The 12,468-nt window shown below is 58.7% G+C and carries 13 protein-coding genes; 7 read left to right on the top strand and 6 right to left on the bottom strand.

What is annotated here, in order from left to right; translation table 11 throughout:
• The first annotated feature begins 62 nt into the window (after window positions 1–62).
• Together BLU46_RS07000 and BLU46_RS06995 are read left to right on the top strand one after the other, a co-directional pair.
• Entirely contained in the window at window positions 63–497 is a 435-nt protein-coding gene (locus tag BLU46_RS07000) for a DoxX family protein (RefSeq protein ID WP_063032112.1), read from the top strand.
• 253 nt (window positions 498–750) lie between these two features.
• A complete protein-coding gene (locus BLU46_RS06995; protein ID WP_063032110.1) occupies window positions 751–1,059 on the top strand; it encodes a hypothetical protein in 309 nt (102 codons plus the stop codon).
• Window positions 1,060–1,063: 4 nt separating this feature from the next.
• Here BLU46_RS06995 and BLU46_RS06990 read toward each other — a convergent pair whose 3' ends face one another.
• Genes BLU46_RS06990 through BLU46_RS06980 form a run of 3 tightly spaced genes read right to left on the bottom strand, consistent with a single transcriptional unit; the run spans window position 1,064 to window position 4,530 of the window.
• Window positions 1,064–2,866 (bottom strand): Gldg family protein, encoded by a 1,803-nt coding sequence (locus BLU46_RS06990; RefSeq protein WP_093200159.1) that lies wholly within the window; start codon window positions 2,864–2,866, stop codon window positions 1,064–1,066.
• A gap of 15 nt (window positions 2,867–2,881) precedes the next feature.
• Window positions 2,882–3,607: an ABC transporter permease gene (locus BLU46_RS06985; RefSeq protein ID WP_093200157.1), complete on the bottom strand. Its 726-nt coding sequence runs from the start codon at window positions 3,605–3,607 to the stop codon at window positions 2,882–2,884.
• Window positions 3,604–4,530, bottom strand: coding sequence for an ABC transporter ATP-binding protein (locus BLU46_RS06980; protein ID WP_093200155.1), 927 nt, complete (start codon window positions 4,528–4,530; stop codon window positions 3,604–3,606). The genes BLU46_RS06985 and BLU46_RS06980 overlap by 4 nt, the downstream gene beginning before the upstream one ends.
• Window positions 4,531–4,846: 316 nt before the next feature.
• On the opposite strand from BLU46_RS06980, the gene BLU46_RS06975 reads away from it, so the two are divergent.
• On the top strand, window positions 4,847–6,058 hold the full coding sequence (locus tag BLU46_RS06975; protein WP_093200152.1) for a hypothetical protein: 1,212 nt from the start codon (window positions 4,847–4,849) through the stop codon (window positions 6,056–6,058).
• 149 nt (window positions 6,059–6,207) lie between these two features.
• Window positions 6,208–6,681: a transcription elongation factor GreB gene (greB, locus tag BLU46_RS06970; protein WP_008437752.1), complete on the top strand. Its 474-nt coding sequence runs from the start codon at window positions 6,208–6,210 to the stop codon at window positions 6,679–6,681.
• Between the two features lie 46 nt (window positions 6,682–6,727).
• Here the strand turns inward: greB and BLU46_RS06965 are convergent, their stop codons facing one another.
• Together BLU46_RS06965 and BLU46_RS06960 are read right to left on the bottom strand one after the other, a co-directional pair.
• The gene (locus tag BLU46_RS06965) at window positions 6,728–9,238 is read right to left on the bottom strand and encodes an ABC transporter permease (protein WP_093200149.1); all 2,511 of its coding nucleotides are present in this window, start codon (window positions 9,236–9,238) and stop codon (window positions 6,728–6,730) included.
• A complete protein-coding gene (locus tag BLU46_RS06960; RefSeq protein WP_093200145.1) occupies window positions 9,238–9,921 on the bottom strand; it encodes an ABC transporter ATP-binding protein in 684 nt (227 codons plus the stop codon). The genes BLU46_RS06965 and BLU46_RS06960 overlap by 1 nt, the downstream gene beginning before the upstream one ends.
• Window positions 9,922–9,931: 10 nt before the next feature.
• Here BLU46_RS06960 and BLU46_RS06955 point away from each other — a divergent pair, with 10 nt between their 5' ends.
• The 3 genes from BLU46_RS06955 (at window position 9,932) to BLU46_RS06945 (ending at window position 11,930) form a co-directional block, all read left to right on the top strand.
• A complete protein-coding gene (locus BLU46_RS06955; protein WP_063032098.1) occupies window positions 9,932–10,537 on the top strand; it encodes an arylesterase in 606 nt (201 codons plus the stop codon).
• A gap of 58 nt (window positions 10,538–10,595) precedes the next feature.
• A complete protein-coding gene (locus BLU46_RS06950; protein ID WP_003218723.1) occupies window positions 10,596–10,889 on the top strand; it encodes a hypothetical protein in 294 nt (97 codons plus the stop codon).
• 72 nt (window positions 10,890–10,961) lie between these two features.
• Window positions 10,962–11,930 (top strand): L,D-transpeptidase family protein, encoded by a 969-nt coding sequence (locus BLU46_RS06945; RefSeq protein WP_017477366.1) that lies wholly within the window; start codon window positions 10,962–10,964, stop codon window positions 11,928–11,930.
• 132 nt (window positions 11,931–12,062) lie between these two features.
• Here the strand turns inward: BLU46_RS06945 and oprI are convergent, their stop codons facing one another.
• Complete coding sequence (gene oprI, locus BLU46_RS06940) at window positions 12,063–12,314, bottom strand: outer membrane lipoprotei OprI (protein WP_003172710.1); 252 nt, start codon at window positions 12,312–12,314, stop codon at window positions 12,063–12,065.
• Between the last annotated feature and the right edge of the window lie 154 nt (window positions 12,315–12,468).

The following is a 12,468-nucleotide window of genomic DNA, read 5'->3' as shown; positions in this document are numbered from 1 at the left end:
CATTACTTAAACTGATTAATATAGCGGCCAACCCAACCCCTACATGGAAAAGGATTATCAGCATGAGCCCATTGATCACCCGCATCCTCTCCACCCGCGCTGGCTATGGCCTGACGATCCTGAGGATTTTTGTCGGGATCATCTTCGCCGCCCACGGTTCGCAGAAACTCTTTGGCTGGTTTGGCGGTGGTGGCCTGGCGGGCACTGCCCAGTGGATGGAAAGTATTGGCCTGGCCCCAGGTACCCTGATGGCGGTGCTGTCCGGCGGTACTGAATTCTTCGCCGGTCTGGCGCTGATCATTGGCTTGCTGGCGCGTCCTGCGGCTCTGGGCTTGTCGATCATCTCCCTGGTGGCGATTTTCTCGGTGCATATCCATAACGGTTTGTTCATGGCCAACAACGGTTACGAGTTCGCCCTGGCGTTGCTGGGCGGTACGCTGGCGGTGTTGTTGGAGGGGGCTGGCAAATTGTCTGCCGACCGGGCCATCACTCACTGATACCGCGAATCTCCCTTTAAAGGCCCGCCTTGTGCGGGCCTTTTCGTTGCTCGGGATTCTTGACACCGCCCTACAGGCTTCTCTAGGATGTTGCTTGCGCCGATTTAAACAGCTAATTGCGGGGCGCCACCGGTGACTGATCACAGTCCCGACAGAAGCCAGAGCCATGGGCCCGCTTCGAAATTCCGCTAAAGCGCTGGTTCGGTGTTGCCTCTCACCTGCCCGCAGACTTTTGAGGCAGAGACACGACACGATGAATGCACTACGCCCCCTCATACGCCTGGCCCCGATCACCGCGGACCTTACCCAACGCAATCCGAAAATCCTCTTGGGCGGCAAGCACCAGCCGACGCTACTGCGTTATCTGGATGGTTGGCCACGTCGCACCGGTCGGCCTTCGGCCTTTTTGATTCAGTTTGTCGAAGACGGCGACTCCCTTGCGCGCTTTGCGTCCAACAGCTTTGACCTGGCCGTTATTCAAGCCCCCAGTGCCAGCGACGCGAGCGAAGTGATACGCCAGTTGACCCGGATTGCCCGGCAAGGGCTGATAGCCCGGCGTTGAACCCTCAGTGATTCGCCGCAGGAGGCAGATGCTGGCGACGGCGACGCAGGAAAATACCCCACGCAATCAGGCACAGTATCAGCGGTACAGGCAGGGTATTGAGCAGCTTCACTTTGCGCTCCAAGGCGTGAACCTCGGCATATGACTGAACCTTCAGCGCTTGAATCTCCATGGGTATTCGCAAGCGTTCCCTGTTGAGTGCTTGCAGCAATGTGTTGGAAGGTACCGCCTGGGCCCCCAGGGAAAGCGTCCGGGGGTTCAGCAATTGCCATTCCTTTTCCGTTTGCTCCAGGCGTTGCGCACGTTCGGCGGACTTTTCCTGGAAGGCCCGTGCCGCCTCTTCGCGCATTGCCTGTAATACCTGCAGCGATCGACCGCCACCTACTCGGGGGCGAACGTTCATCAGGGTGTCAGGCGCTGCCAGGTTATCCAGGGTGTTCAAGACAAACATCGCGTTATCTGACGAGGGGCCACTCGGCGCGTGGTTGTCGTGGAGCATTCCAGCCACACGATCGCTGAGCAGATCAGTGTCCGCGACCACCACGACATGGATGTGTGCAGCCTTTTGCAAGCCGGCTTTACGCCCGCTGATCCCATCAGGAAAAACAGAGTAGGCGGGCCCCTCAATGCGGGCGGCGATGACCTGTTGCTGGCCACGGGCGGCAGCCTCATTGATCAGTGAATCGAACTGCGCCGGCAGGGCAAAACGCTCAGCATCAAACAGGGCCGCTTGCCCGGAGCTTTGCAGCAGCGGAGTGAAGGTGATACGGCTCTTCTTGGTGGGGGCCAGGGCACCGCTGCTCAAGACATTGACGCTGTGGAGTTTCCAGGTGCTCATGTCATCCTGTGCCATCGCCGGGCGCGGCAAGGTCAACGCAGCAGGATGGCGCACGGCGGGCTGGCCTGTGGTCATGATCACTGAAGTGGCATGGTCGTGATCGGCGATGACCTTATTTGCGGGCATCTGGATGCCCCAGGCGCTCAGCAATGCTTCCAGTCTGGGGTTTTCCGGGGCTGTGACGCTGGTATCCAGCCCGGCAAGCGGGTCGATAAACATCATCAACTTGCCTGCACCCAATACAAACTGATCGATCGCGTACAGGGTTGGATCAGGCAGTTTGCCGGGATGGACCACCATCAAGGTTTTGACGTGTTCGGGAATTTTTTCGATGCCTGGCTCCAGGCTAACGAGGTTGAATTGGCGGCGCAGCGCCTGCAATGACTGCCAGGGAGGCGTATTCAGGCCGCTTTGCTCATCCCGTTCGCCGTCCATTGGCAGCGTGGAGATCAGGCCTATCACCGGTTGCTCCGGGTGGATCACTTTATGAAGCAGGTGGCTGATCTCATATTCCAGCAGCGACTCCCGGTCCAGGCTGAATGCCTGGATGCTATGTGGCCCATGAGCCGTGCTGGTGCCGACAAGGCCGAAGAATCCTTGTTGGTCGTCGAGCCCCAATAACCTGGCTTTGTATTCGTCTTCTGAAAAAGGCTTGGGATCGATGAGGTGCAGGTTGATTTTGCCCTTTGCCGCTTTTTCATACTCCTTGAGCAACCACTCGACCCGCTTACCGTAGCTTTTTACGGCATTGGATTTTTGCGGATGTTTGCTTGAGTTGAAAAAGTACAGGTCAACCGGTCGCTCCAGTGAGGCGAGCAGTGTCCGTACAGGTTCGGATAATGTATGGATTTTATGCTCTGAAAAATCCAGCCGTATAGTTGGAAGTTTCAGTGCCCACACCAGGTTAAAGGCAAGAAAGAGTAACAGTAGGGTGATGATAGTGATGCTGGCGCTTAACGGCGTTCTCATCGTGACGTGTCCTTCTCAACGGTTTCTGACGTTCAGGGCAATGGTCGTCATGGCGAGAAAGGCGACGATGATGCTGATGAAGTACAAACTGTCTTGAAGCGCCAGTACTCCTTGGTCTATGGCGTCAAAGCGTGTTGACGGACTGAGGGAAGTAATGCGGTCGATGAGCCAGATCGGGGCTTGATGTTCAATGGCATCAAGAATGGAAGACAGTTCGCTCGCGACCAGCAGCAAACACAGGGTGACCGTAAATATGATGATCCGATGGTTTGTCAGTGTGCAGATAAAACCGCCCACCGATAGGTAACTTCCGGCTAATAACCAACTTCCAAAGTATTGGGACGCAATGACTGCATTGTCCGGGTTTCCAAAGTAATTGACGGTGACAACCATGGGAAAGGTCAATATCAAGGCAATGCCAGAAGTAATCCAGGCCGCCAAAAACTTCCCGACTACTCTCTCGAAACCCGTGATGGGCAGGGTGCTCAGGAAGTCCACGGAGCCCGCAGTGTGCTCATCCGCCCAGAGTTGTGTGGACAGCACAGGGGTCAACAGCAAATAAAGCCAAGGATGCAGTTGGAAGAATCCATGTAAGTCAACGCTGTTTTGCTCCAGTAGTTGGCTTGTATGCAAGCCAACTACGGCGGCGGCTGTCAGGAAAGCTGCAGTGCTCAGGTAAGTGACGGGCGCGGAAAAGTAACTGGCCAGTTGACGCTTGATGATGACCGGTAGAAGTTTCAAACCGAAGCCTCCTGGCTCATGTGATGGATGACGTCATCCAGGCGTCCAGGCTCCAGGTTCAGGGCATTTATTTTCCAGCGGCGGTGGGTGATCAGTGCGTTGATATGGGGGTAAATGGTTTGCCCCGGCATGGCGAGTACGGTCACTGTGCCGGGCGTCTCGCGGTCTTCCTCGATGCCGGCGACCCCGGGTAATACCGCCAGTGCCAACAGGTCCAGCGGCGTGTCGGCTGCAAGGGTGACTGCCTGGTAATGCCGGGAACTGCGCTGCAGTTCGGGCAAGGACGTGTCTGCCACTAATCGACCGTCGGCGACGACCACCGCCCGATTACAAATGCCGGTCAACGCTTCGGGCGTGCGGGACGCGACGATGATCGTCATTTCGTCGGCCAGCGACTTGATGAGCATTCTGACTTTGTGTTTCTGGTCGGCATTCAGACCTTCCGTTGGCTCATCGAGCAACAGCAGGCGGGGGTCATGCAGGATTGCCTGAGCGATGGCTACTTTGCGTTTCAACCCTGCCGGGAGGGTTTCGATGGGGTATTTGAGTATCCGACAAAGTTCAAGCCGTGCGGCCGCGCGGTCAATCATCTTGCGCTTTTCTGCGCCGCGGAATCCGCGTATGTCGGCAATAAAGCTGAGAAAGCCCTTTACGCTCATTGTGCCATGGCTCAGGCATTGTTCTGGCTGGTAGCCGGTGATTTTCTTCGCCTGGAGTGTATTGAGGACAATATCGTTACCGAATACTTTTACATGCCCTGAAGAGGGGAGAATCGAGCCTGCTATCATTTTGACGATAGTTGTTTTCCCCGCACCATCATTTCCAAATAATCCCAGGCATTCCTGAGGTTGGACATTAAATGAAAAGTCGTGGACGATGTTTTTCCCGCCCATCTTTTTTGTCAGGCTCGTTATCTCGATCATTATGCTTTTCTACTGAATGTTTATGGCAAGGCTCGTTAAGACAAGGCCTCGATTAACCTGCATGAGCGGCAGGTTGTGAATGTTAGAAAAGTCAAAAGTTGAAATATTTTGTTGTGTGCGTGTCCAGGGTCGTATTGTTAAAAAATGGTACGTTCAATAGGCAGTCTTGGAAACGTTGTAGCGCATGAATAAGATAAGTCCTACGTGTCAAGCGATGGCTCGCTGAAACAATTGTGAGGCTTTTGATGTTTTAATTATTGTCGTTGTTTATTTGGCGTGTATTTGTTCTGCCAATTTGAAATGGAGCCTGAACGTCATGCTGCTTCTACGTACCCTTGTTCTTGAACAATCCGGGCATGATGCGCCGGTCAACGGCGCACTGCTTTGTGGTTTTGCAGTGGCCCAGATCGCTTCGAACTTCCTTGCCTATAGTCTGGATGAAGAGATAGAACCCGGCAGTTCACGGGTATACATCGCAGCGTTGCGCAAAAAGTCCGATCGGTACTTTCTGGGCGCGATAGATTCCAAGGAAGACCTGCAAACAGCGACCCATGTCTTCAAGCAAATACTGACGCTTGCCGCGGCAGCCGGGACCAAGTCCGCAAGCACCGGCGAAGCTCAGATTCCGTATCATTTTATTGACCTGAAAGGCTGCAAGCTGCCCCCCGCCAGGCCTGAAGATCATCACTCGTTGACGATCAAGAAATCCCTGGTGATGAAGGTCATTACCCTGGGAACGTCGACGGCCGGTTTGCCTGCCATCGAAAGCAACTCATTGATTGTCCCGTCTATTCGTTTCTCCTCAAGGATGATTTCTCCTCCAAGGGCCGCGGACCCTTCCGAGCCCGCGCCGCCGGTGCCCGAACCGGAGTTACAGGCACCCGTGGATATGTTCGAGATAACCGAGCCACTGATCGAGCCGCCCATCGAGGCGCCGGTAGTCGTCGCGCCACCGCAGGCACCGGTAGCGCCACTGTCTGAACCCGCCCACCAGGCGTCGCCGCCTGTCCTGCAGGAAGCGCCTTCATTGTTCGAGGTGGACGATACGCTGGCCAATCTTTCCCGAGTGGCGCAAGAGTTGACACAGCAAAAGCTCAGCGTGCTCAAGCAGGAGGAGGCGCTTGAGCAACTACGCCTTGAACTGCGCCAGGAAAAGCTCGAGCTTGAGCAGGAGAGTCAACGGAGTGCCGAGAGAACTGCCGAAAAAGAAGCGTCCCTGGAACAGTTGGCCCGCACGCTGACTACCCGGGAGGAGCATCTGGCGGGGTGCTCGGTGTTAAACCAGGCAGAGCAGCGTCGAATGGATGAGCGTGCGCGCTACCTGGAAAGCGAGGAAGCCCAGGTGCGCAACCGTGAGCGGTTGGTTGGTCACAAGGAGCAACAGCTTACGGCTGCACTGGTTCAGTTGCCTGCCCTGCGGGAAAACCTGAGGGGCGTGCTTCAAACCTTGGACGAGTCGCTTGCACGGCTGGCTGAGACCGGACGCAGCCAGCCTGAAAGCCGGCCACTTCAGCTGGATGCAGATTGACGCTGGGGGCCGGAATCCATCGGTGGGTCTGGCTACTTTCCTGTGTTCATTTATCATCGACCTCCACCGCTGGTATCGGGCGTTAAATGCGTTGTGCCGGATGCAGCAGCGAGTCTGAACATTGGAAACTTCCAGGGGATGTAGAGCTTTTGAGCACCAAGCTGATTACCAAAGAAGGTCATGAAGCCCTGAAAAAGGAGCTTGATTACCTGTGGCGAGAAAAGCGTCCTGACACCACCCGTAAAGTCACGTGGGCCGCCTCCCTGGGGGACCGGAGCGAAAACGCTGACTACCAGTACAACAAGAAGCTGCTGCGGGAAATTGATCGCCGGGTGCGCTATTTGCGTAAGCGCCTTGAAGACATGCGCGTGGTGGAGTACATGCCGGAGCAGGAAGGCAAGGTGTTTTTCGGCGCTTGGGTGGAGATTGAGAACGAGCAGGGTGAAACCAAGCGGTTTCGCATCGTCGGTTACGATGAGATCTATGAACGCATGGACTACATCTCTATCGACTCACCCATGGCGCGTGCGTTGTTGCGCAAAGAGGTGGATGACGAGGCGCTCGTGCAGACTCCAAGCGGCGAAGTGTGCTGGTGGATCACCGCCATCGAATATGTGAAGTGACAACGGATGGCCCGCCCTCTTTGCTGAGGGCGGGCCATTTGCGTTTTCAGCCCTCGCGCAGCACCGTCAGCGGGCTGGCGTTCAGTGCGCGGCGAGTGCCGAACACACCGGCTCCGCCGATCAGCACGGCACCGATCACCGGCAGCAGCAACAGCCACGGATGCGGGTGCCAGGTCAGGTCGAACGCGTAGCGATACAGCACCAGTGTCACCAGTTCCGTACCCAACGCCGCCAACAGGCCGCTGACCGCGCCCAACAGCCCGAACTCGATACGCCGCGCCTTGACCAGCAACTTGCGCTCTGCTCCCAGCGCCCGCAGCAGGGCACCTTGGCGAATTCGCTCATCGAGGGTTGCCTGGAGCCCGGAGAACAACACAGCCATCCCCGCAGCCAGGACAAACAACAGCACGTACTCAACCGCCAGGGTGACCTGGGCCAGGATGCTGCGCAGCTGTTCAAGCAGTGCCTCCACTTGCAGGATGGTCACCGCCGGGAAGGCCCGGGACAGGTCGACGATCTGCTGGTCATGGCCGGGCGCCAGGTAGAAGCTGGTCAGGTAGGTGGCGGGCAGGTCCTTCAAGGTGCCTGGCTGGAAGATCATGAAGAAGTTCGGCTGGAAGTTGTCCCAGTTGATCTCCCGCAGGCTGGTAACCCGCGCTTCACGGTTTTCCCCGCCGACGGTGAAGATCAGGTGATCGTTGAGCTTGAGTTTCAGGCTGTCAGCGACCTTGGCCTCCACCGAGACGCCGGGAATCTCGTCGGTGGGTTGCGCCGTCCACCAGGAACCCGCCGTCAGCTTGTTGCCTGGCGGCAGGTCGGCGGCCCAGGTCAGGCTCAAGTCGCGCTGTACCGCACGATCGCCGCTGGAATCCTTGCTGACGATCTCCTGCACCGGGGCGCCATTGATGCTGATCAATCGGCCCGGCACTACCGGATACAGCGGTGCAGACTGTGCCTGCAATTCCAGCAGGCGTGCGCCGAAGGTGTCTTTGTCGGCGGGCAGGATGTTCAGCGCGAAATAATTGGGAGCGTCCTTGGGCAACTGGTTTTGCCAGGTGTCCAGCAATTCGCCACGCAGCAGCGCGATCAAGCCCATGGACAACAGGATCAGCCCGAATGCCAGGGACTGGCCCGCTGCCGCCAAGGGATGACGCAGCAACTGGCCCAACCCCAGGCGCCAGGGCAGGGAGGCCCGGGCCAGCAGGTGCCGCAGGCTTTGCAACAGGAGCAGGAGCAGACCGCCGAGAACCAGTGCAGCAATCACGCCGCCACCCAGCAGGGCGAAGGTCAGCACCAGGTCGAGGCTCAAGCGCCACATGATCAGGCCCAGGGCGAACAGCGCGGCACCGTAGACCATCCAGGTGCTGGAAGGGATCGGCAGCAGGTCGCGTCGCAGTACCCGCAGCGGTGGCACGCGCCCCAGTGCGGCCAATGGCGGCAGGGCGAAACCGGCGAGGGCGACCAGCCCTGTACCAATCCCGGCAATCGCTGGCAACAGCCCACCAGGTGGAACGTCCGCCGGCAGCAGGTCATGCAACAGCGCAAACAGGCCCAATTGCGCCAGCCAGCCGAGCAGGGCGCCGGTCAGGCTGGCCAGCAGCCCCAGCACGGTCAATTGCAGGCTGAACAGCAACATGGTCTCGCGCCGGGACAGTCCGAGACAGCGCAATAAGGCACTGGCATCAAAGCGTCGACTGGCGAAGCGGTTCGCCGAGAGTGCCACTGCCACGCCGGAGAGCAGCACTGCCACCAGGCTGGCCATGTTCAAGTAACGTTCGGCCTTGCCCAGGGCGCCGCCGATCTGCTGGTTGCCGTCGCGCGCATCCTGCAGCCGCTGGTTGGCAGCCAGGCCGGGCTTGATCAGGTCGCGATAGGTTTGCAGTACGGTGCCGCCTTGGGGCGCGCGCCAGAGGTCGCGATAACTGACGCGGCTGCCGGGCTGCACCACGCCGGTGGCCTCGAGATCGGCCAGGTTGATCATCACCCTGGGTGTCAGGCTATAGAAGTTGCCGGCACGGTCCGGCTCGTAGGTCAGTACGCGGGCCAGGCGCAGGGTCTTCATGCCGACGTCGATGCTGTCGCCGATTTTCAGGCCCAGCGCTGTCAGCAACCGTGCTTCCACCCAGGCTTCGCCGGGCTTGGGCGAACCGCCGGTGGTTTCCTTGCCGAAGGGCTCGGCGGCGCTCTTCAGTTCGCCGCGCAACGGATACTCGTCGTTGACCGCCTTGATGCTGGACAGCTGGATGCCATTGTCGGTGGCAATAACGCTGGAGAACTCCACGACCCTGGCGTGCTGCAATCCCAGTTCGGTGCCACTCTGGATTTGCTCGGTACGGGCGGGTGAGCTGCCTTCCAGCACCAGGTCGGCCGCGAGGAATTCCGTAGCGCGCAGCATCATGGCGCCATTCAGGCGTGCACCGAAGTAACCGATGGCGGTGCTGGCGGCGACGGCCACCAGCAGGGCGAAGAACAGCACACGCAGTTCGCCGGCGCGGGCATCGCGCAGCAGCTGGCGAAGGGCAAGGCTGAACAGGCGCAACAAGGGCAAGCGTGCCATCAAGGCTCCAGGGGCGCGACCATCAGGCCGGCTTCAAGACGGATCAGGCGGCGGCAACGGTGGGCCAGGCGCTCGTCATGGGTCACCAGCACCAGGGTCGTGCCGCTCTCTTTGTTGAGTTCGAACAACAGGTCGCTGATGCGCTCGCCAGTGTGGCTGTCGAGGTTGCCGGTGGGTTCATCGGCAAACAGCACGTCCGGTTCGGCGGCAAACGCCCGGGCAATCGCTACCCGTTGCTGCTCGCCACCCGAGAGTTGGCGCGGTGAATGGGTGAGGCGCTGGCCCAGGCCGACGCGCTCCAGCAGGTGCCTGGCCCGTTCGCGGGCGTCCTTGCGGCCATCCAGTTCCAACGGCAGCATCACGTTTTCCAGGGCATTGAGGCTGTCGAGCAACTGGAAGGACTGGAACACAAATCCCACGTGCTCGGCGCGGATGCGCGCGCGCTGGTCTTCGTCGAGAGTACTCAGGGCTTGGCCGGCGAGGGTGACTTCGCCACTGCTCGGCAGGTCGAGGCCGGCCAGCAGGCCGAGGAGGGTGGATTTGCCGGAACCGGAGGCGCCGACGATAGCCAGGCTATCGCCCTTGTTCAGTTCCAGGCTCAGTTCGTGCAGGATAGTCAGTTCACCTTCCGCGCTGGGAACCACTTTGCTAAGGGTTCGCGCGGTGAGAATGCTTGCGCCCATGGAGAATCCAATGCGAATGTGGTTTTTGAGTGCTGGCCTGGCCTTGATGTGCATGGCCCAGAACGCAGCGGCGGGTACAGTCCTGATCGTTGGGGATAGTATCAGTGCCGGTTTCGGGCTGGATACCAGCAAAGGGTGGGTAGCGTTGTTGGGACAACGGCTCAAGAGCGAAGGTTTCGACGATAAAGTGGTCAACGCCTCCATCAGCGGCGACACCAGTGCCGGAGGCCTGGCGCGGCTGCCGGCGGCGCTTGCAGAGCATAAGCCGGACCTGGTGATCATTGAGCTGGGCGGCAATGACGGTCTGCGTGGGCAGCCACCCGCGCAATTGAAACAAAATCTTGCATCGATGATCGACCAGTCCAAGGCCAGCGGTGCCAAGGTGCTGCTGTTGGGCATGCAGTTGCCGCCTAACTACGGCCCGAAATACACCACTGCGTTTGCGCAGGTTTACGGGGATCTGGCCAAGGAAAAAAGCGTCCCGCTGGTACCCTTTTTCCTTGAAGGCGTCGGCGGCCATCCCGAGTTGATGCAGGCTGACCAATTGCACCCGGCGGTTGGCGCGCAGGGCAAGTTGCTGGAAAATGTCTGGCCAACGCTAAAACCACTGCTATGACGCTTTTCTAGCAGCGGTCTTTCGGCTAAGGTGGCGCCCCCCCGATTTGGAGCCCCCGATGTCGCGTCCTGCCTGGTCCCTGTTTGCCTACCAACTGATCGAGCCTGACGAACAGCTGGATCTGTTCGCCTGCCAGGAAGTCCGGGTGCATCTGGTGACGCGTCAATTGGAGTTGGGTGGGTCCATCGACCGCACCCTCTGCGGTACGTTATTGCCCGCCCAGCCGCGTTGGTCGTCGGTGGATCGCTCGATCTTCCAGGACCAGCGTTTGTGCCCCCTGTGCCGGGCGATCCTCGAGTCGCAAAAACGCGGCACACCGCCGATCTGGCCAGAGCTGCGCTTCGAACTTTGAATATGGGTGCCCGCCGGGCAGCCGTGTACAATCCATTTTTTACTACCCGTCGATCTGCGAAGGAATTCCCGGATGTTGTCGCGCCTTTCCGCCGTCACCTGCTGCCTGTCTCTTGCTGCGCTCTGCGCGGCTGGTCCTGCTGCAGCCTTGCAGTTGCCTTTGCCGCCACCGGGTGAAGATATCGTTGGCCAGGTCCAGGTGATCAAGGCCAAGTACGAAGATACCTTCGCTGACCTGGGCACTACCTACGACCTGGGTTATTCGGAAATGGTCGCGGCCAACCCGGGCGTCGATGCCTGGTTGCCGGGAGCGGGTACCGAGATCGTGTTGCCGACGCGCTTCATCCTGCCGCCCGGCCCCCGTGAAGGCATCGTGATCAACCTGGCGGAATACCGGCTCTATTACTACCCCAAGGGCCAGAACGTGGTGTACACGTTCCCGTTGGGGATTGGCCGTGAAGGCTGGGGTTCGCCAGTGGCTCACACCACCATCACGGGCAAGATCCCGAACCCCACCTGGACCCCGCCTGCCTCGATCAAGGCCGAACACGCCGCCAATGGCGACCCGTTGCCCAACGTGGTGCCGGCCGGCCCGGACAACCCGTTGGGGCCGTTCAAGTTCACTCTGGGCACGCCCGGCTACCTGATCCACGGCTCCAACATGAAGTTCGGCATCGGTACCCGTACCAGTCACGGATGCTTCCGCATGTTCAACAACAACGTGCTGGAAATGGCCGACATGGTGCCGGTAGGGACGTCTGTGCGGATTATCAACGATGCCTACAAGTTTGGCGCAGCCGGTGGCAAGGTCTACCTGGAAGCGCATACGCCGTTGAACGATGATGGCACTCCATCGGTCGTCGACAAGCACACTGCGGTGATCAACGCGTTGCTCAAGCGTGAAGACCTGTCCAGCAACCTGCGGGTCAACTGGGACCAGGTGCGTGACGTCGTTGCGGCTGAAGACGGTATCCCGACGGAAATCGGCGTGCCCGGTGGGGCGCCTATGGTGTCGAGTACGCCGGTCGATCTGCAGCAATAAGCCTGCACGATCCATAACCCGTTATCGCCTCGCGCGGTGACGGGTTTTTTATTGTCTGGAATCCAGCCAAATTGCGGGCAAAAAAAAGCCGATCCAAGAATGGACCGGCTTGATAACAACCCCGAAGGATTATTACTTGCGGCTTGCTTTTTCAAGCATGCGCAGAGCGCGCTCGTTAGCTTCGTCAGCAGTCTGTTGTGCTTTTTGAGCAGCAGCCAGAGCTTCATCAGCTTTACGATAGGCTTCGTCTGCACGAGCCTGGGAGCGAGCTGCTGCGTCTTCAGTTGCAGTCAGACGAGCTTCGGTTTCTTTGGAGACGCTGCTGCAACCGGTAGCCAGAACTGCGGCCAGAGCCAGAGCAGAGAATTTCAGAACGTTGTTCATCGTGTTCCCCTTCAAGGACTTTCTATTAAATGGCTACTTTCTCAGAGTGAGCTAATAGCCGGCGTACATACTACCCATTACTTGTAGTAAGTAAACTGACGTAGCGCAAGAAGCAAAAAAAATTCTCGCGCCCAATCTATTTTGGCTAATCTTT

The sequence above is a fragment of the Pseudomonas yamanorum genome (genome assembly GCF_900105735.1).
Taxonomy (GTDB): domain Bacteria; phylum Pseudomonadota; class Gammaproteobacteria; order Pseudomonadales; family Pseudomonadaceae; genus Aquipseudomonas; species Aquipseudomonas yamanorum.
The sequence above is the reverse complement of the archived record's forward strand: the minus strand, read 5'-3'. Positions and strand labels throughout refer to the sequence as shown.